The 26,413-nt window shown below is 50.8% G+C and carries 23 protein-coding genes, 21 tRNA genes and 1 rRNA gene; 37 read left to right on the forward strand and 8 right to left on the reverse strand.

Translation table 11 applies throughout. The features are described from left to right. Positions 1-180 precede the first annotated feature (180 nt). From rrf to GYMC52_RS02780, 22 genes are all read left to right on the forward strand, one after another. Positions 181-297 (forward strand): 5S ribosomal RNA (rrf, locus tag GYMC52_RS02675). An 8-nt stretch (positions 298-305) separates the two neighbouring features. Beyond that, positions 306-381 (forward strand) — tRNA-Val (locus GYMC52_RS02680). Positions 382-562: 181 nt separating this feature from the next. Beyond that, positions 563-639: transfer RNA gene (locus GYMC52_RS02685), tRNA-Met, on the forward strand. A gap of 5 nt (positions 640-644) precedes the next feature. Continuing rightward, positions 645-720: transfer RNA gene (locus GYMC52_RS02690), tRNA-Asp, on the forward strand. A gap of 317 nt (positions 721-1,037) precedes the next feature. Further along, positions 1,038-1,113: transfer RNA gene (locus tag GYMC52_RS02695), tRNA-Phe, on the forward strand. 144 nt (positions 1,114-1,257) lie between these two features. Then, a tRNA-Thr gene (locus GYMC52_RS02700) sits at positions 1,258-1,330 on the forward strand. Positions 1,331-1,638: 308 nt separating this feature from the next. Then, positions 1,639-1,711, forward strand: a tRNA-Lys gene (locus GYMC52_RS02705). A gap of 7 nt (positions 1,712-1,718) precedes the next feature. Then, positions 1,719-1,793, forward strand: a tRNA-Gly gene (locus GYMC52_RS02710). 5 nt (positions 1,794-1,798) lie between these two features. Continuing rightward, a tRNA-Leu gene (locus GYMC52_RS02715) sits at positions 1,799-1,884 on the forward strand. 5 nt (positions 1,885-1,889) lie between these two features. Further along, positions 1,890-1,963, forward strand: a tRNA-Arg gene (locus GYMC52_RS02720). A 6-nt stretch (positions 1,964-1,969) separates the two neighbouring features. Beyond that, positions 1,970-2,043, forward strand: a tRNA-Pro gene (locus tag GYMC52_RS02725). 8 nt (positions 2,044-2,051) lie between these two features. Continuing rightward, a tRNA-Ala gene (locus GYMC52_RS02730) sits at positions 2,052-2,124 on the forward strand. Between the two features lie 17 nt (positions 2,125-2,141). Continuing rightward, positions 2,142-2,218 (forward strand) — tRNA-Met (locus GYMC52_RS02735). 5 nt (positions 2,219-2,223) lie between these two features. After that, a tRNA-Ile gene (locus GYMC52_RS02740) sits at positions 2,224-2,300 on the forward strand. Positions 2,301-2,319: 19 nt separating this feature from the next. Beyond that, a tRNA-Ser gene (locus GYMC52_RS02745) sits at positions 2,320-2,410 on the forward strand. Between the two features lie 355 nt (positions 2,411-2,765). Then, positions 2,766-2,841: transfer RNA gene (locus tag GYMC52_RS02750), tRNA-Thr, on the forward strand. Between the two features lie 7 nt (positions 2,842-2,848). After that, positions 2,849-2,921: transfer RNA gene (locus tag GYMC52_RS02755), tRNA-His, on the forward strand. Between the two features lie 170 nt (positions 2,922-3,091). After that, positions 3,092-3,162 (forward strand) — tRNA-Gly (locus GYMC52_RS02760). A gap of 6 nt (positions 3,163-3,168) precedes the next feature. Next, a tRNA-Ile gene (locus GYMC52_RS02765) sits at positions 3,169-3,242 on the forward strand. A gap of 209 nt (positions 3,243-3,451) precedes the next feature. Then, positions 3,452-3,526 (forward strand) — tRNA-Asn (locus GYMC52_RS02770). Positions 3,527-3,532: 6 nt separating this feature from the next. Next, a tRNA-Ser gene (locus tag GYMC52_RS02775) sits at positions 3,533-3,625 on the forward strand. A gap of 4 nt (positions 3,626-3,629) precedes the next feature. Next, positions 3,630-3,701: transfer RNA gene (locus tag GYMC52_RS02780), tRNA-Glu, on the forward strand. A gap of 306 nt (positions 3,702-4,007) precedes the next feature. On the opposite strand, the gene GYMC52_RS02785 is transcribed toward GYMC52_RS02780, so the two are convergent. Next, positions 4,008-4,673, reverse strand: coding sequence for a B3/B4 domain-containing protein (locus GYMC52_RS02785; RefSeq protein ID WP_013146297.1), 666 nt, complete (start codon positions 4,671-4,673; stop codon positions 4,008-4,010). A 52-nt stretch (positions 4,674-4,725) separates the two neighbouring features. On the opposite strand from GYMC52_RS02785, the gene queG reads away from it, so the two are divergent. The 5 genes from queG (at position 4,726) to yhbH (ending at position 10,973) form a co-directional block, all read left to right on the forward strand. Then, complete coding sequence (gene queG, locus GYMC52_RS02790) at positions 4,726-5,868, forward strand: tRNA epoxyqueuosine(34) reductase QueG (protein WP_013523001.1); 1,143 nt, start codon at positions 4,726-4,728, stop codon at positions 5,866-5,868. A 61-nt stretch (positions 5,869-5,929) separates the two neighbouring features. Beyond that, positions 5,930-6,793, forward strand: a complete 864-nt coding sequence (locus tag GYMC52_RS02795; RefSeq protein ID WP_013523002.1) for an amidase domain-containing protein — start codon at positions 5,930-5,932, stop codon at positions 6,791-6,793. A 20-nt stretch (positions 6,794-6,813) separates the two neighbouring features. Beyond that, entirely contained in the window at positions 6,814-7,287 is a 474-nt protein-coding gene (gene trmL, locus GYMC52_RS02800; RefSeq protein WP_011229988.1) for a tRNA (uridine(34)/cytosine(34)/5-carboxymethylaminomethyluridine(34)-2'-O)-methyltransferase TrmL, read from the forward strand. A 324-nt stretch (positions 7,288-7,611) separates the two neighbouring features. Beyond that, the gene (locus GYMC52_RS02805; RefSeq protein WP_011229990.1) at positions 7,612-9,507 is read left to right on the forward strand and encodes a PrkA family serine protein kinase; all 1,896 of its coding nucleotides are present in this window, start codon (positions 7,612-7,614) and stop codon (positions 9,505-9,507) included. 308 nt (positions 9,508-9,815) lie between these two features. Further along, complete coding sequence (gene yhbH, locus GYMC52_RS02810; RefSeq protein ID WP_013523003.1) at positions 9,816-10,973, forward strand: sporulation protein YhbH; 1,158 nt, start codon at positions 9,816-9,818, stop codon at positions 10,971-10,973. Between the two features lie 72 nt (positions 10,974-11,045). Here yhbH and GYMC52_RS02815 read toward each other — a convergent pair whose 3' ends face one another. After that, the gene (locus tag GYMC52_RS02815) at positions 11,046-11,738 is read right to left on the reverse strand and encodes a hypothetical protein (protein WP_013523004.1); all 693 of its coding nucleotides are present in this window, start codon (positions 11,736-11,738) and stop codon (positions 11,046-11,048) included. Between the two features lie 200 nt (positions 11,739-11,938). Between GYMC52_RS02815 and GYMC52_RS02820 the strand changes: the two genes are divergently transcribed. Continuing rightward, complete coding sequence (locus GYMC52_RS02820) at positions 11,939-12,208, forward strand: hypothetical protein (RefSeq protein ID WP_230982731.1); 270 nt, start codon at positions 11,939-11,941, stop codon at positions 12,206-12,208. Positions 12,209-12,220: 12 nt separating this feature from the next. On the opposite strand, the gene GYMC52_RS02825 is transcribed toward GYMC52_RS02820, so the two are convergent. Both GYMC52_RS02825 and GYMC52_RS02830 read right to left on the reverse strand, forming a co-directional pair. Beyond that, the gene (locus GYMC52_RS02825; RefSeq protein WP_013523005.1) at positions 12,221-12,901 is read right to left on the reverse strand and encodes a response regulator; all 681 of its coding nucleotides are present in this window, start codon (positions 12,899-12,901) and stop codon (positions 12,221-12,223) included. A 62-nt stretch (positions 12,902-12,963) separates the two neighbouring features. Beyond that, the gene (locus GYMC52_RS02830) at positions 12,964-14,541 is read right to left on the reverse strand and encodes an ATP-binding protein (RefSeq protein ID WP_013523006.1); all 1,578 of its coding nucleotides are present in this window, start codon (positions 14,539-14,541) and stop codon (positions 12,964-12,966) included. 316 nt (positions 14,542-14,857) lie between these two features. Between GYMC52_RS02830 and GYMC52_RS02835 the strand changes: the two genes are divergently transcribed. The 5 genes from GYMC52_RS02835 (at position 14,858) to GYMC52_RS02855 (ending at position 20,721) form a co-directional block, all read left to right on the forward strand. Further along, positions 14,858-15,901, forward strand: coding sequence for a TRAP transporter substrate-binding protein (locus tag GYMC52_RS02835; protein WP_015731652.1), 1,044 nt, complete (start codon positions 14,858-14,860; stop codon positions 15,899-15,901). A gap of 157 nt (positions 15,902-16,058) precedes the next feature. Further along, entirely contained in the window at positions 16,059-17,321 is a 1,263-nt protein-coding gene (locus GYMC52_RS02840) for a dicarboxylate/amino acid:cation symporter (protein ID WP_015731653.1), read from the forward strand. Positions 17,322-17,602: 281 nt separating this feature from the next. Further along, positions 17,603-18,430, forward strand: coding sequence for an aldo/keto reductase (locus GYMC52_RS02845; protein WP_013523009.1), 828 nt, complete (start codon positions 17,603-17,605; stop codon positions 18,428-18,430). 146 nt (positions 18,431-18,576) lie between these two features. Continuing rightward, positions 18,577-19,269 (forward strand): zinc metallopeptidase, encoded by a 693-nt coding sequence (locus GYMC52_RS02850; protein ID WP_011230067.1) that lies wholly within the window; start codon positions 18,577-18,579, stop codon positions 19,267-19,269. Positions 19,270-19,380: 111 nt separating this feature from the next. Then, positions 19,381-20,721, forward strand: a complete 1,341-nt coding sequence (locus tag GYMC52_RS02855) for a hemolysin family protein (protein ID WP_013523010.1) — start codon at positions 19,381-19,383, stop codon at positions 20,719-20,721. A 74-nt stretch (positions 20,722-20,795) separates the two neighbouring features. On the opposite strand, the gene GYMC52_RS02860 is transcribed toward GYMC52_RS02855, so the two are convergent. After that, on the reverse strand, positions 20,796-21,695 hold the full coding sequence (locus tag GYMC52_RS02860) for an RluA family pseudouridine synthase (protein ID WP_013146286.1): 900 nt from the start codon (positions 21,693-21,695) through the stop codon (positions 20,796-20,798). 138 nt (positions 21,696-21,833) lie between these two features. Between GYMC52_RS02860 and GYMC52_RS02865 the strand changes: the two genes are divergently transcribed. Then, on the forward strand, positions 21,834-22,232 hold the full coding sequence (locus tag GYMC52_RS02865) for a YhcU family protein (RefSeq protein WP_013146285.1): 399 nt from the start codon (positions 21,834-21,836) through the stop codon (positions 22,230-22,232). A 35-nt stretch (positions 22,233-22,267) separates the two neighbouring features. On the opposite strand, the gene GYMC52_RS02870 is transcribed toward GYMC52_RS02865, so the two are convergent. Both GYMC52_RS02870 and GYMC52_RS02875 read right to left on the reverse strand, forming a co-directional pair. Continuing rightward, the gene (locus GYMC52_RS02870; RefSeq protein WP_013523011.1) at positions 22,268-22,744 is read right to left on the reverse strand and encodes a thioredoxin family protein; all 477 of its coding nucleotides are present in this window, start codon (positions 22,742-22,744) and stop codon (positions 22,268-22,270) included. Continuing rightward, a complete protein-coding gene (locus GYMC52_RS02875) occupies positions 22,741-23,178 on the reverse strand; it encodes a disulfide oxidoreductase (RefSeq protein ID WP_013523012.1) in 438 nt (145 codons plus the stop codon). The genes GYMC52_RS02870 and GYMC52_RS02875 overlap by 4 nt, the downstream gene beginning before the upstream one ends. Positions 23,179-23,359: 181 nt before the next feature. Between GYMC52_RS02875 and GYMC52_RS02880 the strand changes: the two genes are divergently transcribed. Both GYMC52_RS02880 and GYMC52_RS02885 read left to right on the forward strand, forming a co-directional pair. Then, positions 23,360-23,806, forward strand: a complete 447-nt coding sequence (locus tag GYMC52_RS02880) for a CBS domain-containing protein (RefSeq protein WP_013523013.1) — start codon at positions 23,360-23,362, stop codon at positions 23,804-23,806. 115 nt (positions 23,807-23,921) lie between these two features. Further along, the gene (locus tag GYMC52_RS02885; RefSeq protein ID WP_013523014.1) at positions 23,922-25,679 is read left to right on the forward strand and encodes a phospho-sugar mutase; all 1,758 of its coding nucleotides are present in this window, start codon (positions 23,922-23,924) and stop codon (positions 25,677-25,679) included. A gap of 47 nt (positions 25,680-25,726) precedes the next feature. On the opposite strand, the gene GYMC52_RS02890 is transcribed toward GYMC52_RS02885, so the two are convergent. Continuing rightward, positions 25,727-25,984, reverse strand: a complete 258-nt coding sequence (locus tag GYMC52_RS02890; RefSeq protein WP_013146280.1) for a YhdB family protein — start codon at positions 25,982-25,984, stop codon at positions 25,727-25,729. Positions 25,985-26,164: 180 nt separating this feature from the next. Here GYMC52_RS02890 and GYMC52_RS02895 point away from each other — a divergent pair, with 180 nt between their 5' ends. Next, positions 26,165-26,413: a hypothetical protein gene (locus GYMC52_RS02895; protein WP_013146279.1), complete on the forward strand. Its 249-nt coding sequence runs from the start codon at positions 26,165-26,167 to the stop codon at positions 26,411-26,413.

The raw sequence follows: 26,413 nt of genomic DNA on the forward strand, positions 1-26,413 counted from the left end.
TTCACATCCCGAAGGCGAAGGTTATTTGACCCCGAGCGGCGGCGAGCCGGAGCTGGACAATGCGAAAAGCGCAGGCGAGCGGCTTCTTCCGACGGTTATCTAGTTTTGAAGGAATGAACATCCTGTTGACAAATCCAACAGGATGGATATAATAATTACTGTCCAAGATGATAACTATTGCCTAGTGGCTATGGCGGAGGGGAAACACCCGTTCCCATCCCGAACACGGAAGTTAAGCCCTCCAGCGCCGATGGTAGTTGGGGCCAGCGCCCCTGCAAGAGTAGGTCGCTGCTAGGCGATTTCGTGGAGGATTAGCTCAGCTGGGAGAGCACTTGCCTTACAAGCAAGGGGTCGGCGGTTCGATCCCGTCATCCTCCACCATCTTAATATAAAAGCTGACTTGCTTTCTCATCATCGCGGGGTGGAGCAACGAGCCTTTGCTTCATCGAATCCGCTTCGAGTTGCCTCGACGCATTCGGCGTCTTTGAATCAGCTTGTAGAGGAAGAGGCAACGAACAACAACACTAAAAGCATTGTGAAAATCAACTTACTTTCTCATCATCGCGGGGTGGAGCAGTCCGGTAGCTCGTCGGGCTCATAACCCGAAGGTCGCAGGTTCAAATCCTGCCCCCGCAACCAAAATTGGTCCCGTAGTGTAGTGGTTAACATGCCTGCCTGTCACGCAGGAGATCGCGGGTTCGAGTCCCGTCGGGACCGCCATTCTTTCAAAATTGTGAAAGATGAAAAAATATGGCTCGGTAGCTCAGTCGGTAGAGACGAGCATCCGCATCGTCGAATCTGCTGCGAGTTGTCCCGACGCATCTGGCTTCTTCGAATGGGCTAGTAGAGGAAGGGACACAAAAGTCATCAACGAACAAGGGAAAAATAAGATACGGCTCGGTAGCTCAGTCGGTAGAGACGAGCATCCGCTTCATCGAATTCGCTTCGAGTTGCCTCGACGCATCCAGCATCTTCGAATCCGCTGGCAGAGGAAGAGGCACAATGTAGCACAAGTAAAGCAGCGTAGAACTTAATATGGCTCGGTAGCTCAGTCGGTAGAGCAAAGGACTGAAAATCCTTGTGTCGGCGGTTCGATTCCGTCCCGAGCCACCATTTTTATCATAGTTCCGAAAGAAGGTTCCCGCTTCATGCAAAGCTAAGTGGGAGTAGTTCACAGACATGTCTTCCTTGAATGAGCTTGAAGAGGAAGAGGCACAACCAGGCAGACAACATGAGTCACTAACTAATTTTAAATGTGCCGGCTTAGCTCAATTGGTAGAGCAACTGACTTGTAATCAGTAGGTTGCGGGTTCAAGTCCTGCAGCCGGCATTCTTATTCCTTAATAACCCCTTAAGCCATTAAGGCGGCAACCGCGAGCCATTAGCTCAGTAACGAGCGTTACATCTTCGAGTTCGCTTCGAGTTGTCCCGACGCATCTGACATCTTCGAATATGCTAGTAGAGGAAGGGACATCGTTGTCTCGGAGTGTTATTGAACCCATGAGCCATTAGCTCAGTAGGTAGAGCAACGAGCTTTACATCATCGAGTTGGCTTCGAGTTGTCCCGACGCATCTGACATCTTCGAATATGCTAGTAGAGGAAGGGACATCGTTGTCTCGGAGTGTTATTGAACCCATGAGCCATTAGCTCAGTAGGTAGAGCATCTGACTTTTAATCAGAGGGTCGGAGGTTCGAGTCCTCCATGGCTCATCGTCTTGCGGAAGTAGTTCAGCGGTAGAACACCACCTTGCCAAGGTGGGGGTCGCGGGTTCGAGCCCCGTCTTCCGCTCCACTTCCGCCGGGGTGGCGGAATTGGCAGACGCACAGGACTTAAAATCCTGGGGTAGGTAACTACCGTGCCGGTTCGAGTCCGGCCCTCGGCACTTGTGCGCTCGTAGCTCAATTGGATAGAGCATCTGACTACGGATCAGAAGGTTAGGGGTTCGAATCCTCTCGAGCGCGTTTTGTCGGGAAGTAGCTCAGCTTGGTAGAGCACACGGTTCGGGTCCGTGAGGTCGCAGGTTCAAATCCTGTCTTCCCGATTTATCATGGGGCCTTAGCTCAGCTGGGAGAGCGCCTGCTTTGCAAGCAGGAGGTCATCGGTTCGATCCCGATAGGCTCCACCTTTTGACTTAAATTTGGCGGTGTAGCTCAGCTGGCTAGAGCGTACGGTTCATACCCGTGAGGTCGGGGGTTCGATCCCCTCCACCGCCACCATTATCGGACCTTTAGCTCAGCTGGTTAGAGCAGACGGCTCATAACCGTCCGGTCGTAGGTTCGAGTCCTACAAGGTCCACCATTATTATTGTTGCTTTTTTGGAGGAGTACCCAAGTGGTTGAAGGGGTCGGTCTTGAAAACCGAGAGGCGTCGCAAGGCGCGCGGGGGTTCGAATCCCTCCTCCTCCGCCATGCACTTTAAAATCATGCCGGCTTAGCTCAATTGGTAGAGACGAGCATTCGCATCGTCGAATCTGCTGCGAGTTGTCCCGACGCATCCCACTTCTTTGAATAAGCTTGCAGAGGAAGGGACACCGAGCATTTGACTTCCTCGAATTAGCTGGGAGAGGAAGAGGCACAGTTCAGCATAATAGGAGTCACTGTTTCATTACTAAATATGTCGGCTTAGCTCAATTGGTAGAGACGAGCATCGGCATCATCGAATTGGCTGCGAGTTGCCTCGACGCACTCCGCTTCCTCGAATCAACTTGCAGAGGAAGAGGCACAACCAGGCAGACAACATGAGTCACTAGCTAATTTTAAATGTGCCGGCTTAGCTCAATTGGTAGAGCAACTGACTTGTAATCAGTAGGTTGCGGGTTCAAGTCCTGCAGCCGGCACCAGATCGAGGCGACTATGGCGAAGTGGTTAACGCACCAGATTGTGGCTCTGGCATGCGTGGGTTCGATTCCCACTAGTCGCCCTTTTCATTATATTCTATATTTGCGTGTGTAGTTTAGTGGTAAAACCTCAGCCACGAGCATCTGCATCATCGAATCCGCTTCGAGTTGCCCCGACGCATCCAGCTTCTTTGAATCGGCTGGCAGAGGAAGGGGCATGAAAGATTGTGATGGGTGTTTCATCAAAAATTATGCGGGTGTAGTTTAGTGGTAAAACCTCAGCCTTCCAAGCTGATGTCGTGGGTTCGATTCCCATCACCCGCTTTTGACGGGCCTATAGCTCAGCTGGTCAGAGCGCACGCCTGATAAGCGTGAGGTCGGTGGTTCAAGTCCACTTAGGCCCATTATTTTCCATTGAATGTTTTTTGGCTATTCGCTATAATAATGGGCGAACAATGCCCCATCGTTCCAAAGCAAAAGCGGAGCGACGAGCTTCACATCTTCGAATTCGCTGCGAGTTGCCTCGACGCATCTCGCTTCCTTGAATTAGCTGGCAGAGGAAGAGGCAACGAGCACATTTGGAAGATGTGCATAACATATAGTTATTCATCATTCCGCAATAGCTCAGCGGTAGAGCAACCGGCTGTTAACCGGTAGGTCGTAGGTTCGAATCCTACTTGCGGAGCCATGTTACGGAGAAGTACCCAAGTGGCTGAAGGGGACGGTTTGCTAAACCGTTAGGTCGCAGTTTTGCGGCGCGCGGGTTCAAATCCCGCCTTCTCCGCCATAATGGCCCGTTGGTCAAGTGGTTAAGACACCGCCCTTTCACGGCGGTAACACGGGTTCGAATCCCGTACGGGTCACTGGTTGCTGGCACCAGAGATTCTGGTGCCCTTTTGTACAATTTCTTTTGTCGATTTTTGCGTTTTTTTCTTGCGATGCGTGTGGAAGTCTGTTATAATGTCTCTCGTTAGCTTTAAAATTATGTCTATGATGGTTGGGGACAACGCAGTGTTTCGTTTCGTTAAAGAACGAGGCATTGCGTTTTTTTATTTATCACCCTAAACCGAGAAGACCCCCACTTCCACGCGTGAGCGTAGGTGGGAGAGCGTTCAAGTAGGGAGGGAGTCCCCCGTTTCCAACGGCAGGAAAGTGGGGGGGGGGGAAGATCAAACGAACAATTGGGCGTCGGCTTCGCCGCCATGAATTTGCACAAACATCGTTTGGATGGCTTGAAGCTGGCGCTTGGCGGTTTCTTCTGGCGTTGATGGGAGAAAGTAAACGATTTGCAAAGCGTTTTTCGTTTCTCTCGTCACGGCGGTCCGCTCCGAATCGACGATCGGACTGCCAAACGGCCCTCGTTCATCTTTGCTGACGAGTTTGTTGGCAAAGTTGACTGTGCGGCCGTTTAACGCGATGTATTCATCTTGTTCCGTGCCGATCGTGAGCGTCACTGTCCCGTTGATGCGGTCTAGATCATAGATGCCGAGTGGAATTTTATAATAGAGTGAAAAAAAGTTGTTTATGTCTGCCGCTGAATGGATAGGCGGAATGAAGCTTTTTTTCTGGATGCGTCGGTACAGGCTTTCACTTGACGGTCGATAGCGGCTTGGGTCCGTTCCGATTTGTTTGAAAGTACGGCGCCATTCGACCATCTCAGGAATGTCGGCAATCGACTTTTCCTGCAGCTCGATGTAAAGAGATTCTTGAAACAGCTCAAGCCGCCCCCTTAACATTTGCGGTGAATCGCTGACCTCGATATGATGATAGCGGATGACGCCGAATTTACCAGAAGGAAGGCGTTGCTTTAGTTGTTCTGATATCACGAATTTCATCTTGATCACCTCGGATTTCATTTTACCATATATGACGAAAGGAGGGAAAACGATGGATGTTATGGCATTAAAGAGGGAAGTCATTGAGTATAGTCGGTCAATCGGCATTGATAAAATCGGATTTGCGAGCGCTGATCCGTTTGTTGAATTAAAGGAACGGCTGCGCCGCCAGCAGGAGCTCGGCTATCAGTCCGGTTTTGAGGAACCAGATATTGAGAAACGGACGAATCCTTCATTGCTTCTTCCGGAAGCAAAATCGATCATTGCCATTGCTCTTGCCTATCCGTCCAAAATGAAAAATGCGCCGCGGGGGACAAAGACGGAACGGCGCGGCGTTTTTTGCCGCGCTTCATGGGGAAAGGACTACCACGATGTGTTGCGGGAACGTTTGCAGCAGCTCGAGGAGTTTTTGCTGGCCAAAGTGCCCCATGCCCGCGTTCGCTCGATGGTGGATACCGGAGAGCTCGCCGATCGGGCGGTGGCGGAACGGGCAGGGATCGGTTGGAGCGGCAAGAACTGCTCTATTATTACACCGGAGTTTGGATCGTATGTGTATTTGGGAGAAATGATTACGAATATTCCATTTCCCCCTGATGAACCGGTTGAAAACCGATGCGGCACGTGCACGAAATGCATTGATGCCTGCCCGACCGGGGCGCTTGTACAAGGGGGACAACTGAACGCACACCGGTGCCTTTCCTTTTTAACGCAAACGAAAGGCTTTTTGGCCGACGAGTTTCGGGAGAAAATCGGGAACCGGCTGTACGGCTGCGATACATGCCAGCAAGTCTGCCCGGAAAATAAGGGGAAAGACTTTCATTTGCATCCAGAATTCGAGCCGGATCCGGAAGCGGTAAAGCCGAAACTCATCCCGCTGCTTCAGATGAGCAACCGTGAATTTAAAGAAACATTTGGGGCCATGGCGGGTTCATGGCGTGGGAAAAAGCCGATTCAGCGCAATGCCATTCTGGCGCTCGCCCATTACAAAGACCAAACCGCGGTGCCGCACTTACTGCGTTTGTTGAAAGAGGATAGCCGTCCAGTCATCCGCGGGACGGCGGCGTGGGCGCTCGGGAAAATCGGGGATCCAAGCGCTAAGCCTTATTTGGAGGCCGCGCGGCAAACGGAGGCGGATGCCGATGTGATCGCTGAGATTGAAAAAGGACTGAAACTGTTGGCTGAGGCAAAGGAATAGGGAAAAAAACGCAGCTTCCCCACATAAGGTAGTAACAAAAACGAAAGTGGTGGAAAGCAGCATGAAAAAACAGTTGCGCGCGTGGTTGGATGAGCGAGCCCGCTCGTTTGTGTCGGAAAGCAATATCCGAAGCGAAGAGGCGGCAAGAAAGCAACGGCTTTGCCAAAAGCGCGGTGCGGAGATCGTCCGTTGCACGATCCGGGGACAAATTGTCGGCAGGCAGACCATCGAGCGGGAAGCGAAAGTTATGTATATTGCCCACCATCAATTTTTAATTAAGCAAAGGGGTTCACTATATATAGAAGAACAGGTTGAGGAGCGATGCGCCTGTTTTGTTCGCGGTGAGCTTGTAGCTGATGAACCGATCAACCGGTTGGGGGGGGATATGGAGGCGCCGCGCGTCGAACGAGAGCAATGGACGGGGGAGCGTCTTTCTTACCAGTATGACCGCGCCCGGGCGGTGCGGTATGCGGAAACGTGGTGGAATCGGCATAACCCGGTGTTTCCGTCGTTTCCGGTGGATTGCACGAATTTTGTCTCTCAATGCTTGTATGCAGGCGGGGCGCCGATGACGGGCTATCCGAACCGGGCGAGGGGATGGTGGTGTCAAAACGGAAGTTGGAGTTACAGCTGGGCTGTGGCTCATGCTTTTCGTTGGTATTTGAGCGGGTCGCGCATCGGCTTGCAGGCGGTGGAAGTGGCGGAGCCGGAGCAATTGATGGCAGGCGATGTCATCTGTTATGATTTTCAAGGGGACGGACGCTTCGACCACTCAACGATTGTGGTGGCGAAAGATCAGAACGGGATGCCGCTTGTGAACGCCCATACGACAAACAGCCGAATGCGCTATTGGTCGTATGAAGATTCAAGCGCCTATACGCCGAACATTCGCTATAAGTTTTTTCACATCATCGATCGCAAATAAACGTTGTTGAGGTGAAGGAAATGCCGCTTCATGTAGTGCTATACCAGCCAGAAATTCCAGCAAATACTGGAAACATCGCTCGTACGTGCGCAGCAACCGATACGTCGCTCCATTTGATCCGCCCGCTCGGTTTTTCTACGGATGATAAAATGTTAAAGCGCGCCGGGCTTGATTATTGGCCGTATGTCAATATTTCGTATTATGACTCGCTTGACGAACTATTCGCCCGCTTTCCGGAAGGGGAGTTTTATTTCATTACGAAATTCGGGCGCCGGTATTATGATTCGTTTGATTTCAGCGATACAGAAAAACATATTTTCTTTGTGTTCGGCCGTGAAACGACCGGATTGCCGAAGGAGCTGCTTGAGGCCAATATGGATCGTTGCCTTCGCATCCCGATGAATGACAAAGTGCGCTCGTTAAACTTGTCGAACACGGCGGCCATTTTAGTGTACGAAGCGTTGCGCCAACAACGGTTTTATGGGTTGTCATAAACAAAAAAACGACCTTCGCTCTGGAGGTCGTTTTTTTGGTCTTATTGTCTGACGCCTGGTTTGTCTTCATAGCCAGCGGTGAAAATGGCCGTCAAAAAGGCAATGATAACCCCTAGCACAAGCAAAGTGCGCATCGTTTGTTCCTCCTTCATAATGAAAGTGGCAGGCGTTTCCCCCTTTATTATAGCGAATATGGCCAAGCATGTGAATGACCGCAGCTGGTTGTTAGGAGACAAAATTTTTTTTGCGGCGAATGATACGGGACATCCTCGCATAAATTGTAATAATCTTGCTGTTAGACATCCAAGGGTGAGGAGGTCCTTTATGGATATTTTGCAAAAAATCGCCCGGTATCGGGAAGAAGAAGAAAAGTTGAAATGGGAAGGAACGTTTGCCGAGTATTTAAAGATTTTAAAAGAAAAGCCGTGGGTGGCCCAGTCGGCTCATTCGCGTGTTTATAATATGATCAAAGATGCTGGGGTCGAAGAGGTGAATGGGCGGAAACGATATAAGTTTTTCAGCCAGCACCTGTTCGGGCTTGAGGAGGCGCTTGAGCGGCTCGTTGAGGAATATTTCCACCCGGCGGCGAAGCGGCTTGATGTGCGGAAACGGATTTTGCTGCTGATGGGGCCGGTCGGCGGCGGGAAGTCGACGCTTGTGACTTTGCTAAAGCGTGGGCTTGAAGAGTATTCAAAAACAGAGCGCGGCGCGGTGTATGCCATTAAAGGTTGCCCGATGCATGAAGATCCGCTTCACCTCATTCCTCACCATTTGCGCGACGATTTTTACCGTGAGTACGGCATTCGCATTGAAGGTGAGCTGTCGCCGCTCAATATGATGCGGCTTGAGAAAGAGTACGGCGGACGCATTGAAGACGTGCTGGTGGAGCGTATTTTCTTCTCGGAAAACCGCCGCGTCGGCATCGGGACGTTCAGTCCGTCTGACCCAAAATCGCAAGACATCGCCGATTTAACGGGAAGCATCGATTTTTCAACGATCGCGGAATACGGCTCCGAGTCCGACCCGCGCGCGTACCGGTTTGACGGCGAGCTGAACAAAGCCAACCGCGGGATTATGGAATTTCAAGAGATGTTAAAGTGCGATGAAAAATTTCTTTGGCATTTGCTGTCGCTGACGCAAGAAGGCAATTTCAAGGCTGGGCGGTTTGCTTTAATCAGCGCCGATGAATTGATCATCGCGCATACGAACGAAACGGAATATCGGTCGTTCATTGCCAACAAAAAGAACGAGGCGCTCCATTCGCGCATCATCGTCATGCCGATTCCGTACAACTTGCGCGTCTCGGAAGAAGAGCGCATTTATGAAAAAATGATCCGCGAAAGCGACGTCGCCGACGTGCATATCGCCCCGCACACGCTGCGGATTGCGGCTATGTTTACGATTTTGACGCGGCTGAAAGAATCGAAGCGGCCGGATGTGGATTTATTGAAGAAAATGCGCTTGTATGATGGCGAAATGATTGAAGGATTCAGCGAGGTCGATGTGGAGGAGCTGAAAAAGGAGCATCCGGATGAGGGGATGAGCGGCATCGACCCACGCTATGTCATCAACCGCATTTCTGCCTGCATCATCCGCAAAGGAGTGCCGTCGATCAATGCGCTTGACGTGCTTCGTTCGTTGAAAGAAGGATTGGATCAGCATCCGTCGATCACGAAGGAAGACCGCGAGCGGTACTTGAACTTCATTTCGCTTGTGCGCAAAGAGTATGATGAAATCGCAAAACAAGAAGTGCAAAAGGCGTTCGTCTATTCGTATGAAGAGTCAGCGAAAACGTTGATGGATAACTATTTGGACAACGTCGAGGCGTACTGCAACAAGACGAAACTGCGCGATCCGCTTACGGGTGAGGAAATGAATCCGGATGAAAAGCTGATGCGCTCGATCGAGGAACAAATCGGCATTTCCGAAAATGCGAAAAAAGCGTTTCGCGAAGAAATTTTAATTCGCATTTCGGCATATGCACGAAAAGGACAGCGGTTTGATTATAATTCACATGAACGGTTGCGGGAAGCGATCCAGAAGAAATTGTTTGCGGATTTAAAGGACATTGTCAAAATTACAACGTCGACGAAAACACCGGATGAGCAGCAGTTGAAAAAAATTAACGAAGTCGTCGCCCGCCTCATTGATGAATACGGGTACAACTCCACGTCAGCCAATGAATTGCTCCGTTATGTCGGCAGCTTGTTGAACCGCTAGGCATGCCTCAAGCGCTGAGGCATGCTTTTTTTATCCTCCTCCCCTGTCTGACCGAGTTGCACAGGGAGGGTCGAGCGAAGACGACGCAGCGAGCTTCGCTAAAAGGAAGCGAACAAGAGGGCGCGAAGCTGATAATCGGGCTTGTCTACTTTTCTATTTTCCTCATTCATTGGTCAATTATTTTGAATTTTTGCATACGATAAAATAAACCAACTTGGCATAGTGATGGCCCGTTTTGATGACGCCAACATAAGTATATGCGGGAAAGCAAAAAGTGTGAAAATGATTTTTTCAAAGGAGGGGAAAACATGAAGGGGAATTTTGTTGTATCGAAAGAAGACTGGTCCCTCCACCGCAAAGGATATGATGATCAAAAGCGCCATCAAGAAAAAGTGAAGGAAGCGATCAAAAACAATTTGCCCGACTTAATTACGGAAGAAAGCATTATCATGTCCAACGGGCGCGATGTGATTAAAATTCCGATCCGCTCGCTCGATGAATATAAAATCCGCTACAATTATGAGAAAAACAAACACGTCGGCCAAGGAAATGGAGACAGCCAAGTCGGTGATGTGGTGGCCCGAGACGGAAGCGGGGAGGGGCAGGGGCCAGGAAAAGGCCAAGGTGCTGGCGATTTGCCGGGCCAAGATTATTACGAAGCTGAAGTGTCGCTGATGGAGATTGAGGAAGCGTTCTTTAGCCAATTGGAGCTGCCCAACTTGCAACGAAAAGAGCTGGATCAAAATGTAACCCAACATATCGAATTTAATGACATCCGCCGCACCGGACTGATGGGGAACATCGATAAGAAGCGGACGATGCTCGCTGCCTTCAAGCGCAATGCCATGAACGGCAAACCAGGCTTTTATCCGATTTACCGCGAAGATTTGAAGTTTAAAACGTGGAACGAAGTCGTCAAGCCAGAATCGAAGGCGGTCGTCTTGGCGATGATGGACACAAGCGGATCGATGGGCATGTGGGAAAAATATATGGCACGCAGCTTCTTCTTCTGGATGACGCGCTTTTTGCGCACGAAATATGAAACCGTTGAGATCGCCTTTATCGCCCATCATACGGAAGCGAAAGTCGTCACTGAGGAGGAGTTTTTCACGAAAGGGGAAAGTGGGGGGACGATTTGTTCGTCCGCCTACCGCAAGGCGCTTGAACTGATCGAAACGAAGTATTCTCCGTCACGCTACAACATTTATCCGTTCCACTTCTCGGACGGCGACAACTTGACATCGGACAATGCCCGCTGCGTGAAGCTTGTTCAAGAGCTGATGAAAGTGTCGAACATGTTTGGATACGGGGAAGTCAACCAGTACAACCGCCATTCCACGCTCATGTCGGCGTATCGCAATATTAAAGACGAAAAATTCCGCTATTATATTTTGAAGCAAAAATCGGATGTGTTCCATGCGATGAGAACATTTTTCCGCAAAGAAGAAAGCAAGCAGCTCGTTTGACCCTCTTCATATGGCGAAAAGAGGGTTTTTCTTTTTGGAAAGGCGGGAGGGCGAGGCCCTCCCTAAAATAAGTTATTGCTTTTGCAGCGTCGCCGCCATGGCGAGTACGGCGCCAAGCACGTCTTCGTTGCTTGGAGCGTGCACGGTCAATAGCATCGGCGTTGGTTGGGCGCTGGCGATGACATGAACGGTGACACCGTCCGCTTGGGCAGTGTACCAAACGGCATCAGCGAACGGCTTAGGCAATCCGTTCGTTTGTTGGCGGGCGGCGTTGGCGTCAACCGCTTGGGCATGTTCTTGCGCTAGTTGCTCGTAGTTTGTTTCCCCCTCCGAAAGCAAGCGGATGCGGGCGAATGCGTCGCCATGAAGCAAGACATCGGCGCCCGGTTCTTCGGCGTCAAGGGTCCACCCTTCCAAAACATAGAGGGAAAAATGCTGATTGTTGCTTGTTTGCAGCGTTGCGGTTTTCGTGACGGTTTGGTTTCCATCTTGGTAGGACAATGAAATGGTCGGTTGTGAAGCAGCGGGTTGTCCTCCTCCTGCCGCTCGTTGCTCTTCTTCGTTCTTTTTCGTTGATGTTTGCTCTTTTGCTTCCTTCGAAGGAGAAGGGTTCTTGGATGACGGCGCATCAGACGATGGTTTTTGATCGTCGGCTGTCTGCTCTTCCTTTGCCGCCTGTGTCGTCTCGTGCTCTTTCGTTCCACAGCCAACCAGCAAGACGGAGGCGACAGCGAGAGAGAACAACAGTTTCCAGTATCGAATCATGTTCATTCCTCCCTACGTTCCATATACCCCCCCATTATACCAATTGAAACGGTGGAAACAAACAGACTCGTTTCCCTATTTTTTCTGCTTGTTTGTTTTTGCACGTTGTTTGACGTGCAAGGCGAAAGGAAGCACTCCGTTATGGCTACCAGTTGCTTTTGTTTCAGACGAATTATGATGTAGAAGGGGAGCTCGAGGCGTTGGAGCGGCTGCGGATGAGGCAAATGGATGGGCTGATCGTGTGCTCCCACGAAGTGGAAATGATCCGCTGGCCGAAATGCTGGGCATTACAACTGTGGCACTCCCCCATTTTACGCTCGGGGAAAGAGCGTTCCGCCTTCTTCACCATTGGCTGGAGACAGGCCGTGTGGCGCGAAAACAGGAAGAGCTGCCTGCCCGGTTGCTGGTGCGGGATACGGCATAATAAGGCCTGGCTTTCCGTCTCTGACAACCAGCTTAAAGCCAAGTGAAACGGCGTCGTGTTATGTTGCTTTCAGATGGTACCGATTCACTGGTCGTCCGACGCCGCCGTATTGAACATCGAGCACGACTTTTCCTGTTTTCTCAAGGTACTCCAAATAGCGGCGGGCGGTGACGCGGGCGATGCCGACTCCTTCGGCCACTTCCTCGGCGGAAACAGGGAAGCGGTGCCCGCGCAAATAGGCGATCACTTTTTCCAATGTGACCTCATTCAGTCCTTTCGGAAGCTCGGAGGACGGTCCGGCCGGTTGTTCAGCCGCCCGCCTTAGGGCATCGAGTTCCACCTGGGTGAGCGATTCCTTTTCCGCAAGCGACCGGCGGAACGTCCGATAATTTTCCAACGCCTGTTTGAGCCGTTCAAATTTGAACGGTTTCACAATGTAATCGAAGGCGCCGTTTTGCAGGACGCGGCGCACCGTTTCAATGTCGCTCGCCGCGGTAATGGCGATGATATCGACTTCATGGCCGCGGGCGCGGATTTGTTTTAATGTTTCAAGGCCGTCCAGCTGCGGCATGTAAATATCGATCATTGCTAAATCCGGGTGCAGCTCGTCGATGAGGCGGAGTCCTTCTTCACCGTTTCCAGCGAGGCCGATGACGGTGAAGCCGTCGACTTGTTCAATCATTTGCCGATTCACTTCTTGCACCATCGGGTCATCCTCGATCAACAACACGCGATACATAGCCTTTTCCTCCTTCGTCTCGACGGGGGTGTCTTTCGCGGCCGCCGTTGCCTAAATGGACCTCACATGTCAAAGGTCACCGTAAACACCGTTCCTTTCCCCTTTTCCGACTGCACATCGATGCGCCCGTTTCCCTTTTCCACAATTTGCTTCACCAAATACAAGCCGATGCCTCGACCGCTCTCCCCTTTGGTTGAAAAGCCTTCATCAAAAATGCGGTTGATATGCTCGCGAGCAATGCCTTGGCCGTTGTCTTCGACCGAGAGGGAACAAATGTCTTCATTTTGTTCGATGCTGATGTAAATTTCTTTTTCCCGGTCGGTTACATCACGGAACGCGTCGAAGGCGTTTTCAATTAAATTGCCAAGGAGAACAACAAAATCATGGTGATCGAGATGCGGCGGAAAGCGGTGCAGCCGGCTGTGCCGATCGATGGTCACGCGGATGCCGAGCTCCTTGCCGCGGCGGATTTTGCTTAAGAGCAATCCAGAAATGCTTTCGTCCTTAATGTTGCGGCTTAAAAACTGCGTCAGTTCTGCTTGTTCCTCCGTGACTTGGAAGACGTACTCGAGCGCCTTTTCGATATGGCCGAGCTGGATGAGGCCGGCGATCGTATGAAGCTTATTCATGTATTCATGATTTTGCACGCGCAAGGCGTGGACAAACGCCTTGACGCCCGTCAGTTCTTCGGCGAGTCTCTTCACTTCCGTCCGGTCTTGGAAAATGGCGATGGCGCCGACCGTTTTCCCGTTGACTTTGATCGGGATGCGGTTGCTCCAAATCGTTAAATTGCCAATCTGCAACTCCTTATTGTAAATCGGCTTGTTTACTTCCAAGATTTCCGGAAGGTGTGTGTCCGGAATGACGGAACGGATCGACCGGCCGATGACATCCCCTTTGACGCCGAGCATTTGTTTTGCCCGGTCGTTGAAGATGGTAATGTTTTCATCGCTGTCAATGGCGATGACGCCTTCGTGCATGGCGTTAAACGCTTCCGTCCGTTCGATCAGCAGCTTGGCGATCTCATGCGGTTCCAGCTCAAACATTTGCCGCTTGATATGGGAGGCGAGCAGCCATGCACCAATTCCACCGACAACGAGCGACAAAACGACCGCTACGGCAGCTTCTTCTTTCAAAGAATCAATGGCTTCGAAAAACGTCGGCAACCGGTAGGCGGCGATGACGACGCCGATTTGTTCGTGATCGCTGTTCATAATGGGAACGAAGGCGCGAACCACTGTCCCGATTTCCCCGCGGGCTTTGGAAGTGTACGTATGTTCGGCAAATGCCGGCCCCTCATCAGCACCGCGGGAGATCGTGCCGATCATTGCCGGAAGCGGATGGGAGAGGCGCACTTTGTTCATATCGAGAACGACGATATAGTCGGCGCTGTGAATGACGCGCACCCGCTCGACGACCGGATTGATCAGCGCCCGGCTTTGTTTGTTTCCGACAATATGGCGCCTGACTTCGGGCAGCTCGGAGACGGTGCGCGCGGTCAATAAGGCACGCTGGCTGAGTTCCTCCTCCTTTGTATGGAAAAAGTCGCTGATGATGAATGCACCGCTCAGCAACATGGAAAAGCTGACGATGGCGAAAATCAAAATCGTAATTTTCCAGCGAATCGGCAGCCGGTTCATGGCGGAACTCCTTTTTGGCAGTCGTGATGGCTGTTGGACATGCCATATGAATCGGGAAAGGAATAAATCAACGTTTTTTTCATTATACCAAATCTTCTTGAATGGAAAGAAACGAAAGGTGTAAAATGGCGGTGGGGAACAAATATTCTGCCCGCCAGCATAGAAGATGGGGCATACGTAAGGCGTGGCGATTGCTGCTTTCAAACCGAATCCGTGGGCTCCAGCCGCTTTTTTGCTTCAATGATTCGAGTCGGCGGGGAGCATTCCGTTGGAGTGCCATTTTAGCAATAGGATGGATGAAAGAACGGTGTGAACGATGGGGGAAAGATGGAAAGCATGGACAATCCTTTTGTTTGTCGGCCTCGGTCTGGTCGGCTGGGCAGCTAGCCGTCAACTGGGACGTGAACCACTTGTTTATGACGACGAGCAAAAGGGGTTGAAAAAGCAAATCATTATTTATTTCAGCCATGTCGTAGCAGAGAATACGCCAAAAGGGTTGGCGGCGCAAAAGTTTGCCGAGCTCGTCGAGCAAAAAACAAACGGCCGCGTCAAAGTCGAAGTGTTCCCGAACGGCTCGCTTTATTCGGATGGGGAAGAGCTTGATGCGCTGTTGCGCGGCGACGTGCAAATGATCGCGCCATCATTTTCAAAGGTGACAGAGCTTGTCCCCGAATGGCAAGTGCTCGATTTGCCGTTTTTGTTCCGCGATGAGGACGACGTGCGCCGCGTGTTTACTGGAAAAGTGGGCGCCGAGCTGCTTCGGATGCTGGAGGCAAAAGGAATGAAAGGACTGGCGTTTTGGAGCAATGGATTTAAGCAAATGATGAGCACAACCCGTCCGCTCATCGCCCCTGACGATTTTCGCGGCTTGCGTTTTCGCATTATGCCGAGCGAAGTGATTGAAAAGCAGTTTCGTTTGCTTGGCGGTGAACCGGTTGCTGTTTCATTTGACCGCGTTTATCAGGAGCTTGAACAGCATAAGTTTGATGGGCAGGAAAATACGATTTCCAATATTTATTCGAAAGGGTTTTACAAATTTCAACCGTATATTACAATCAGCAATCACGGATATCTCGGGTACGCCGTCATGATGAATCAGTCATTTTGGGACAGTTTGCCGAAAGACATCCAGCAAAAAATGACTGAAGCGATGGCTGAAGCGACGCGTTGGAATTTAGAGCAGTCGAAAGAGCAAAACGAACGGGAGCTCAAGCAGCTCGAGCGGCGTGAAGATGTCTTCCTTTACCGGCTGTCGGAAGAGGAGAAACGGAAATGGGAGCAGAAGTTCGCCCCGCTGTACGACGAGTTTACGAGGCAGTTTGGTTCCAGGCTTTTGAATGAAATTAGAGGATCGCAATAGGCTTCCGCGGGCGGAAGCTTTTTTGTTTTTGAACTGCAAAAAAGGTCAAGACCAAAAAGACCAAAACGACCATTATCACCATAATATTTTGATTTCAACGATTTTTCTTTATGATAATGTTGAAAGCGTTGCCAAGATATCGAAAGGAGTGGGAGAAATGCAGAGAAAACTGAAAAACTTGACGGTGCAAGTCATCATCGGCATTATTTTAGGGATCATTGTCGGATTTGTATTTCCGGAATTTGGCGCGAAGTTGAAAGTATTGGCAGACGGATTTATTAAGCTGATTAAAATGGTGATCGCCCCGATCATTTTCTTCACCGTCGTCATCGGAATCGGCAATATGGGCGACTTGAAAAAGGTCGGCCGCATCGGCGGCAAGGCGCTCATTTATTTTGAAATTGTCACGACGTTTGCGTTGGCGATCGGGATTGTCGTCGTCAACCTTGTCAAACCGGGGGTTGGGTTTCATACCGATGCAGTAAAAGGCGGCGACATTTCACAATACACGAAACAAGCGGAAGAAACAAGCCACGGTTTTGTTGATTTCATTTTAAGCATCATTCCCGACAACGTCGTTGCCGCGATGGCGAGCGGCCAACTGCTTCCGGTGCTCTTCTTCGCCGTGTTGTTCGGCTTAGCGGCTGCCGCGCTTGGGGAAAAAGCAAAACCAGTGATTTCCTTGTTTGAACGGCTGGCGGAAATTTTCTTCGGTGTCGTCAACATGGTAATGAAGGTGTCGCCGATCGCCGCGTTCGGCGCGATGGCGTACACGATCGGCACGTTCGGCCTCGGATCGCTCGTGTCGCTCGGTAAATTGATGGGTTCTGTTTACATTACGATGGCGCTCTTCATTTTCGTCGTGCTTGGCGGGATTGCCAAGTTTTATGGGTTTAACATCTTTAAGTTTCTCGCTTATATCAAAGAGGAACTGTTGCTTGTTTTGGGCACGTCTTCGTCTGAATCAGCGCTGCCGCGGCTGATGGAGCGACTCGAAAAATATGGGTGCTCGAAATCGGTTGTCGGTCTTGTTGTTCCGACAGGGTATTCGTTTAACCTAGACGGCACATCGATTTACTTGTCGATGGCAGCTATTTTCATCGCCCAAGCGTACGGCATTGATTTAACCATTTGGCAAGAGCTGACGTTGCTTGGCGTCTTAATGCTCACTTCGAAAGGGGCAGCAGGGGTTACCGGTTCCGGCTTTATTACGCTGGCTGCAACGTTGGCAGCATTTCCGATGATTCCGGTCGAAGGCATCGCCTTGTTGCTTGGGGTTGACCGCTTCATGTCGGAAGCGCGGGCGATTACGAATATTATCGGCAATGCTGTAGCGACAGTGGTTGTTTCGAAAATGGAAAACGAGTTTCATCCGAACGAAGCTGAAGTGGAGCGCGCCTCGATGAGCGTGGCCAAATAAGAGTCAGGAGCGCTCTGCAAGTCCCATTGACAGCTTTTCCGTTCGCATGTTTCTGACTGCGTCGGGAAAGGCGCCGCACGCTGCAAATCGCCGAATGGATGAAAAAAGGAATGCAATGACAGCGCGAGGGGAACGTTTCCCCTCGTTTTTGCGTTGATTTTCCCCTAAAGAAAGAACAAGAGGGACGCGGGGAAGTGAGAAAGGAGAGCAAGCATATATTTTGATTTTCTTTTCCTCTTTTCCCATAATGAAACTATAATGACGCTCGAGGAGGAGAGGATATGAACGGCCTGCAAGATTGCGCCACTTTGCATAACGGGGTGAAAATGCCTTGGGTCGGCCTTGGCGTTTATAAAGTCAAAGAAGGGAAGGAAGTAAGAAGCGCGGTGCGCACCGCGCTCGAGATCGGCTACCGCCACGTCGATACAGCCGCTTTTTATGAAAACGAAGAAGGTGTCGGTCAAGCGATCCGCGAATCCGGCATTCCTCGCGAACAAGTGTTTGTTACGACGAAAGTGTGGAACACCGACCAAGGGTATGAGACAACGCTGAAGGCGTTTGACAAAAGTTTGAAAAAACTCGGGTTCGATTATGTCGACTTGTATTTGGTCCACTGGCCGGTGAAAGGGAAGTATAAAGAGACGTACAAGGCGCTGGAAAAGTTGTATAAAGACGGTTATGTGCGCGCGATTGGAGTGAGCAACTTCCAAATTCACCATTTGCAAGATGTGATGGCTGACTGCGAAATTAAGCCGATGGTCAACCAAGTCGAGTATCACCCGCGCCTGACGCAAAAAGAGCTGCTTACGTTTTGCCGGGAAAACGGCATCCAGCTTGAAGCATGGTCGCCGCTCATGCGCGGGGAAATTTTAAGCGAACCGACGATCGTTGACATTGGGCGCAAGTACGGGAAAACGCCGGCGCAGGTGGTGTTGCGCTGGGATTTGCAACACGGCGTTGTGACGATCCCGAAGTCGGTGACGCCGGCGCGGATCAAGGAAAACGCTGATATTTTTGATTTCTCGCTGACCGACGAAGAAATGAAACAGATCGACGCGTTGAACTTGAACAAACGGGTCGGTCCTGACCCAGACAATTTCAATTTTTGATGTCCCCATCAGCCAAATAGCGCCTCGATGCAGGCGCTGTTTTTTTTGAAACCGGAGCGGGCCGTTTGACGTATGAAAAGGTGAGCAAGTACAATAAATAATAGTATACACATTTGATGAACATTGAAAAAACGGAGGGTGCTGTGATGCTATTCCATCCGATGGATATTTTCATTTTTATCGCCTTCCTGATATCGCTTTGGGCGCAATGGAAGGTATCAAGCAATTTCAATGCCTGGTCTGAAGTTCCAGCCTCATCGGGGTTGACGGGGGCGGAAGTGGCGCGCATGATTTTAGACCGCCACGGGCTGCACCATGTGCCGGTGGAGGTCGTGCCAGGGAGATTGTCCGACCATTATGATCCGATTTCCCGCACGGTCCGTTTGTCGGAGCCGGTCTTTTATGGGCGTTCAATCGCTTCCATTTCCGTTGCCGCCCACGAGGTTGGCCATGCCGTTCAACACCAGCAAGGCTACGCGGCGCTCGTCCTTCGCCACCGGATGTTTCCGATTGTGAACTTCGCTTCGGGCGTTGCGCCGTTGTTGTTGCTCGTTGGATTTGTGCTCCATCAATTTTCGCTGATTGGACTCGGCATTTTGTTTTTCTCGCTGGCGGTGGCCTTCCAAATCATTACCTTGCCGGTGGAGTTTAATGCGAGCGCACGGGCGAAGCGGTTTATGCTGGCTGAAGGGTTGATCGCCCCAAATGAAGCGCGAGGCGTAAACAAAGTGCTTGGCGCGGCGGCGCTGACATACGTCGCGGCAACGTTGATCGCCGTGTTTGAACTGCTGAAATATGTGCTCATTTTCACCCAAGGGAACAATAATGAGGAATCGTAACATATTGGGCCGCCTAAGGCGGCCCAGCGGCATCATCGTCTATCAGCTGCAATGGAAACTTTTGTGTGCAGGAGGTGTAACCTGGGCGCTTCATCCGCGCTCGGAGACGAATTGGATATAGCCAGTTTGCTGTTGGTGGCGTTTCTCATCGCTTGCACCGCCTTTTTTGTCGCTTCTGAATTTGCGATCGTCAAGGTGCGCAGCTCGCGCATCGATCAGCTTGTCAATGAAGGGAATCGACGGGCGGTCGCGGCGAAAAAAGTGATTTCGAATTTGGACGGCTATTTATCGGCGAACCAGCTCGGCATTACGCTCACCTCGCTTGGCCTTGGCTGGCTCGGGGAGCCGACGGTGGCGCGGATGTTGCTGCCGCTGTTTGAACGCCTCCATTTATCGGAATCCGTCTCCCACTTTTTAGCGTTTATCATTTCGTTTTCGCTCATCACCTTTTTGCATGTCGTCGTCGGTGAATTAGCGCCGAAGACGTTTGCCATTCATAAGGCGGAAGCGATTACGCTGTTTACGGCTCAGCCGCTCATCTGGTTTTACAAAATCATGTATCCGTTCATTTGGACGCTCAACAGCTCTGCGCGGCTCGTGACGCGCCTGTTTGGCCTCAGGCCGGTGGCGGAGCATGAAATCGCCCACTCTGAGGAGGAGTTGCGCCTCATTTTATCAGAAAGCTACAAAAGCGGGGAGATCAATCAGTCAGAGTACCGCTATGTCAATAACATTTTTCGTTTTGACGACCGCATAGCGAAAGAAATTATGGTGCCGCGCAAAGAAATTGTGGCGCTCGATATTAACAAAAGCGTCAAGGAAAACTTGGACATCATTCGCGAAGAAAAGTATACGCGCTATCCGGTCATTGACGGCGATAAAGACCATGTGCTTGGACTCATCAACGTGAAAGAGGTGTTTACGGACTTTATTGCCAATCCGTCCAACGAAAAGCAGATGAAAGACTATATCCGCCCGATCATTCAAGTGATTGAATCGATCGCCATTCACGATTTGTTGGTCAAAATGCAAAAAGAACGCATCCATATGGCGATTTTGGTCGATGAATACGGCGGCACGTCTGGACTGGTTACAGTCGAGGACATTTTGGAAGAAATCGTTGGCGAAATCCAAGATGAGTTTGATATTGATGAAACGCCGCTGATTCAAAAAATGGACGATCGATTGATCTTGGATGGCAAAGTGTTGATCAGCGAAGTGAATGACTTGCTTGGGCTGGACATTGACGATGATGACGTCGATACGATCGGCGGCTGGATTTTAACGAAGCATTATGATATCAAACCAGGCGAGAGTGTAGAAATCGATGGCTACTTGTTTACGGTGAAGGAAATGGATGGCCATCATGTGAAATCGCTGGAAGTGGCAAAAAAAGAGCCGAGCAAAGAGGAGGAGGCGGCAGGCGCCGAAGAGGAGGAGTTGCGTTTGTAAGGCAGACGGGGGCGTCTGCCTTTTCTCGTTTCGGCCGAGAAATCCCCTCCTCCATTGAAGGACGGCGGAGTAGATCAATTGTAAATGCGCGAAAGGTCGGTGGGAAAATCGCTTGTTGGCGCGAGACAAATGACCTCTTCGTTTGTAAACGGATGGCGGAACGTTAGCTTAGCGGCATGAAGCGCATGGCGATGAAACACTGGTTTGCCGCCATAAAGCACATCGCCGACGAGCGGATGGCCGAGATGGGCCAAATGGACGCGGATTTGGTGCGTCCGTCCAGTCTCGAGAGAAAGCTCGACAAGCGATGTTGACGGGAATGTTTTGATGACGCGATAGTGTGTCACCGCTTTTGCCCCCGTCTTCGAGACGCGCCGGCGCGTTGGATGGTGGCGGTCGCGGCCGATTGGCGCGGAAATGGTTCCTGATTTCGGGGACAAACGACCGTGAACAAGGGCGACGTACGTCCGCTTGATGGCACGGTGGGCGAGCATCCGATCGAGCGTCGCACCGGCAAGCGGGTGTTTGGCAAATAAAATCGCTCCCGACGTGTCGCGGTCAAGTCGGTGAATGTGGCGCACTTTTGTTAAAATTGCCTGCGACTGCAAATAAAACGCGACCGCATTGGCGAGCGTGCCGGTTTGCCCCGGTTCGGACGGATGAATGTCGATGCCGGCTTCTTTGTTCAAGACGAGCAGATGGTCGTCCTCCCATAAAATCGAAAGCTCCCGATATTCTGGAACGATGAACGACGGCTCCGGCTCATATGCGTAAAGCTGAAGCCGGTCGCGTTCGTTGAGCACCGTCTTCCAGGGAACAGCCTGGCCGTTCAGTTTGACGCCGTGTTCCATCCGCCAACGGTGGGCGAGCTTTTTCGAGGCGGCCCATACGTCTTTCAGGAGCTGTTCAATCGTCAAACCGCTCCACCAGCTAGGGATGATGCATTCCAGCCAATCGCCTTTTCTTGTCCACAAAGGTTGTCACACTCCCAATTGTTTGTTAGCTGTGGAAACACTTTCTACCCCTATCCTTGCGCGAGATATGGTACACTCATAGTATCGTCTTAGTGATGGAGAACGCAAGCATTGCGGCGAGAAAAGGTGGTATGGACGTTGAAAATGATGTATGCAGCGACTCCGGAACAAGAGCATTACATGCAGTATTTGCTCAACTACTTTTATACCGATGTGTTCCCGTATTACTTCGATGATGAACAAATCCGTCAATTTGAGGAGTGGGGCATTCTTTCGTTAGATCACGAACATGTGGCATATAATGGAACAATGAAGGAGGCTTTCCAAATCATTTCGGCGCTGCAGTCGCTCATTACCGTCATCGAATATATGGGGGAACATGGAGAGTGCGACCAATATGAATGGCTGTTTGCCCGCAACCAAAAAATTTTGGCTCGTCATGGCATCACCTTTCCATTTCGGGCCAAGCAGTTTATCCATAAGCGGGCGATGCCGTGCAGCATGTATGTTCCCGCTGTGAACCAGTGGGTGATGTAGGGCAAGGGGCTGCGTCTTGTAAAAGGCGCAGCTCCTTATTTTTTTGGCATTGGCAGTGAGGCAAACCATCGGCGAAACGTTTTTTCATCATGGTATCCTTCGATGCGTTTTGCCTCTTTGCCGTTTTCATAATGGACAATGGTCGGGGTTGCTTCAATATGGTATATGTCCCAACCGTCTTCAAATTCGAGCAAGTTGAACAGCTTTAAATCGATGCCAAGCTCCTTTGCTAGCGGCACGACGATCGGCGTTGTCCGCTGGCAGTGAGGGCATGTCGGGCTGTAAAAGTAAACGGTGAGCGTCTTGCCGTCAGCCAGCTGCTGTTTCAACTCCGCGGGCAAAATAATGTTGCGGTAGTTCGGGTCGTCAAGTTGGGCGATGGTGGCTGGGTTGAGCTCACTTTTATGGTAAGGATTGTTGCTTGCGGCTTCTTTTTGTTCGTACATCGTAATAAACGCGATCGCAGCGAACAGGACGACAATGATGCCGCCAAATGCGAGCAGTTTTTTCAACGTTCGCTCTCCTTTCTTTGCTGGCGCATGACGGTCCAACTTAACAAAATAATGATCATAAAGGCAGTGAACGCCAAAAATGGAATGGTGATAAATCCAAGCCAGTTTATATATTGCCCTGTGCACGGAATGCGGCCGCAGCTGATGGCGTATTCTTGAAGCAGCGGAATTTTTTGCAATCCATAATGATACAGAGAAATACCCCCGCCAATCAGTGACAGTGTGAAGCTATAGCGAGCTGCCGCAGCGTCTTTGCGCACGATGGCGATTCCTAAAATGATGACTTGCGGATACATAAAAATGCGTTGAAACCAGCACAGGTCGCACGGAATGTACCCAAGCACCTCTGAAAAATAAAGGCTTCCGAGGGTGGCGATGAGCGCGGTCGCCCATGCGGCCAAAAGCAAGTGTTCCGCGCGTTTTTCTTGTTCCATCCTTCTCCCCTTCTTCCGTTGCAGACACCGTTGCCCGATCTTACACTGTTCAGCTCCATTATAAGGGATGGAAAACGGAACGTCCATTCATAACCGGCAAAGGGCAGGAAAGAAAACAACATTTTCTATCTATATCGCTCGACAAACGAGCCATACTAATCGGTGAAAGGGGAGGATCACATTGACGAACAACAGCGGAAACAAAGTGCAGGACATTATGACGAAAAACGTCGCAACGATTTCGCCGAACCAAACGGTGCAAGAAGCAGCGCAAATCATGAGCCAAAAAAATATTGGGGCGCTTCCGGTTGTGGAAAACGGGCAAGTCAAAGGGATGATTACGGACCGCGATATTACGTTGCGTGTTTCGTCCCAAGGAAAAGACCCGTCGACCGTCAAAGTAGCGGAGGTCATGACGAACCAAGTCGTCACCGGTACGCCGAATATGAACGTACAGGAAGCCGCGAATGTCATGGCCCAACATCAAGTTCGCCGTTTGCCGATCGTGGAAAACAACCAGCTTCAAGGCATTGTTGCGTTAGGCGATATTGCGACGAACAGCGCATCAAACGAAGCGGCTGAACAGGCGTTGACGAGCATTTCGGAACCGTCGCAGCCGCAAGGGTAATGGGGGAAAAGGATGCCCACATTTTTTCCAGGGCATCCTTTTTCTTTTGGCAGGTATATTGTATGATGGGAGCGAATACATAAACAGGGAAAATGAAAATCAAGGGGGAACAGCGATGGAGTGGAGACAAAAATACGAACAATGGCTGCGTGAACCGCAGCTCGATCCGGAATTGAAGCGGTTGTTGGAACAACGCCGCAATGATGAACGATGGCTGGAGGATTGCTTTTACAAAAATCTCGAATTCGGCACCGGCGGCATGCGCGGCGAGATTGGCCCGGGGACGAACCGAATGAACATGTATACGGTGCGAAAAGCGTCGGAAGGATTGGCGCGATACATACAATCGTTTGGCGATGAGGCGAAGCAACGCGGGGTCGTCATTGCCTATGACTCCCGGCATAAGTCGCCGGAATTTGCGATGGAGGCGGCGAAAACGTTGGCTACGAACGGCATTCAAACATACGTGTTTGATGAATTGCGTCCAACGCCGGAACTGTCGTTTGCTGTTCGCTATTTGCGGGCGTTTGCCGGCATTGTCATCACCGCTAGCCATAATCCGCCCGAATATAACGGCTATAAAGTGTATGGAGAGGACGGGGGACAGCTGCCGCCTGCTGTCGCCGACCAAGTGATCCGCTATGTCAATGAAGTCGAAAATGAGCTCGCCATTCATGTGGAAGATGAGAAAACGTTAAGAGAAAAAGGCCTTATTCGCATCATCGGAAGCGAAGTCGATGATGCTTATATCCATGCGGTCAAAACGATTTCCATCCATCCGGAGCTCGCTCGGGAAACGGCGATCCATATCGTGTTTACGCCGCTTCACGGCACGTCAAACAAACCGGTGCGCCGCGCGCTCGCTGAGCTCGGCTACCAAAACGTCTTTGTCGTCAAAGAGCAGGAGCTGCCGGATCCGAATTTCTCGACGGTCGCCTCGCCCAATCCGGAAGAACACGCGGCCTTCGCCATGGCGATGGAGTTGGGCAAGCAAGTGAACGCCGATCTGTTGATCGCCACCGACCCGGATGCCGACCGGCTGGGCGTGGCGGTTAAAAATGACAAGGGAAACTATGTCGTGCTGACCGGCAATCAAACCGGCGGCTTGTTGCTCCACTATTTGCTGTCGCAACGAAAAGCTCAAGGCACTCTGCCGGAAAATGGTGTTGTCTTAAAAACGATCGTGACGTCTGAATTTGGTCGGGCGATCGCCCAATCGTTTGGTCTTGAGACGGTCGATACGTTGACCGGTTTCAAATTCATCGGCGAAAAAATGAAGGAATACGAACAAACAGGGCAATATGCGTTCCAGTTCGGATATGAGGAAAGCTATGGGTATCTGATCGGCGATTTTGTCCGCGACAAAGATGCCGTGCAGGCGGCTGTCCTCGCGGCGGAAGTGTGCGCGTTTTATAAAAAGCAAGGGCTATCGTTGTATGAGGCGCTCTTGCAATTGTTTGACCAGTACGGCTATTACCGCGAGGGACAACGATCGCTCACGCTGAAAGGCAAAGAAGGAGCAGAGGCGATTGCCGCGATTTTAGCGTCGTTCCGCCAACAGCCGCCGGTGGAGGCCGCGGGGAAAAAGGTGACGGTGATTGAGGATTACAAAACGAAAGAGCGGACGAACACGTTGACCGGCGAAAAAACGGCCATTGATTTGCCGACATCCAATGTGCTCAAGTATATCTTGGAGGATGGCTCGTGGTTTTGTCTGCGTCCATCAGGGACGGAGCCGAAAATGAAGGCGTACTTCGGCGTCAAAGGGACGTCGCTAGGGGACAGCGAAGAAAGACTAGCGCGCTTAACAGAAGCCGTCATGCAACGCGTAAAGGATGTGCTCAGCACCGTTTCGCCTTCTTATGCGCAATGATCAGCACAATCTGCGGGGAATTGGCATCGGCCAATTCCCCGTTCGTTTTACGAGTAAAACTGCGCGTACTGCTCGACTCCCATTTTTTGTTCGCTCACTTCAAGCGCATGGTCAATATAGCGAAGCAAGGCGTGCAACCGCTCCTGGATGACGGAGTAGTCATGTTCAAAATTATAAGCGTGGAGAAATTTTTCAATTTTTTTCGACAGAATATCATCAGGCGTACGCACCATTAAAATGAGCAAATTGTCCCATTCGGAGCGATGCGTGTAATAGAGCGCCTTATCATAGTCGACGGTGTTCAAGCGGCATGCCTCCTTTATCAAGAAGGAGTCATTGTTAGTGTATGACGGCGGGGCGTTTTGTTGCCCTGTAAATGTTGCGACAGAAGGGAAAATATAAATTATAACCGAAATGAAAACGAAAAAGGAAAAATAAATGTTGCAATTTTGTGACAGAGATAGTATCCTCAAAATAAGGGGATGATGAGAATGAACAAACGGCACGAAGGGCAAGAAATCATCAACATGTGCAAATGGATGGCGTCAGTGGGATTGATTGTCGGAGTTGTACTGTTTTTGCTTAGTTTTATCGCAAGCGCTTACAACAAAGACTATTTCTTGACGATCATCAGTCTCGGCATTATCGGGGCCTCGATGTTTATGTTCGGATTCGGCCTGTTTATGGGTCTGCTGACGGAAACGTACCATCGCGGCCCGCGCGAGAACGTATAG

Source organism: Geobacillus sp. Y412MC52 (assembly GCF_000174795.2).
Lineage (GTDB): Bacteria > Bacillota > Bacilli > Bacillales > Anoxybacillaceae > Geobacillus > Geobacillus thermoleovorans.

Excerpts from the sequence above, each read along its gene's own strand:
- GYMC52_RS02785 (WP_013146297.1), bottom strand. The coding sequence starts at position 4,673 with ATGAAATTCGTGATATCAGAACAACTAAAGCAACGCCTTCCTTCTGGT.
- queG (WP_013523001.1), top strand. The coding sequence starts at position 4,726 with ATGGATGTTATGGCATTAAAGAGGGAAGTCATTGAGTATAGTCGGTCA.
- GYMC52_RS02795 (WP_013523002.1), top strand. The coding sequence starts at position 5,930 with ATGAAAAAACAGTTGCGCGCGTGGTTGGATGAGCGAGCCCGCTCGTTT.
- trmL (WP_011229988.1), top strand. The coding sequence starts at position 6,814 with ATGCCGCTTCATGTAGTGCTATACCAGCCAGAAATTCCAGCAAATACT.
- GYMC52_RS02805 (WP_011229990.1), top strand. The coding sequence starts at position 7,612 with ATGGATATTTTGCAAAAAATCGCCCGGTATCGGGAAGAAGAAGAAAAG.
- yhbH (WP_013523003.1), top strand. The coding sequence starts at position 9,816 with ATGAAGGGGAATTTTGTTGTATCGAAAGAAGACTGGTCCCTCCACCGC.
- GYMC52_RS02815 (WP_013523004.1), bottom strand. The coding sequence starts at position 11,738 with ATGATTCGATACTGGAAACTGTTGTTCTCTCTCGCTGTCGCCTCCGTC.
- GYMC52_RS02825 (WP_013523005.1), bottom strand. The coding sequence starts at position 12,901 with ATGTATCGCGTGTTGTTGATCGAGGATGACCCGATGGTGCAAGAAGTG.
- GYMC52_RS02830 (WP_013523006.1), bottom strand. The coding sequence starts at position 14,541 with ATGAACCGGCTGCCGATTCGCTGGAAAATTACGATTTTGATTTTCGCC.
- GYMC52_RS02835 (WP_015731652.1), top strand. The coding sequence starts at position 14,858 with ATGGGGGAAAGATGGAAAGCATGGACAATCCTTTTGTTTGTCGGCCTC.
- GYMC52_RS02840 (WP_015731653.1), top strand. The coding sequence starts at position 16,059 with ATGCAGAGAAAACTGAAAAACTTGACGGTGCAAGTCATCATCGGCATT.
- GYMC52_RS02845 (WP_013523009.1), top strand. The coding sequence starts at position 17,603 with ATGAACGGCCTGCAAGATTGCGCCACTTTGCATAACGGGGTGAAAATG.
- GYMC52_RS02850 (WP_011230067.1), top strand. The coding sequence starts at position 18,577 with ATGCTATTCCATCCGATGGATATTTTCATTTTTATCGCCTTCCTGATA.
- GYMC52_RS02875 (WP_013523012.1), bottom strand. The coding sequence starts at position 23,178 with ATGGAACAAGAAAAACGCGCGGAACACTTGCTTTTGGCCGCATGGGCG.
- GYMC52_RS02885 (WP_013523014.1), top strand. The coding sequence starts at position 23,922 with ATGGAGTGGAGACAAAAATACGAACAATGGCTGCGTGAACCGCAGCTC.
- GYMC52_RS02895 (WP_013146279.1), top strand. The coding sequence starts at position 26,165 with ATGAGAATGAACAAACGGCACGAAGGGCAAGAAATCATCAACATGTGC.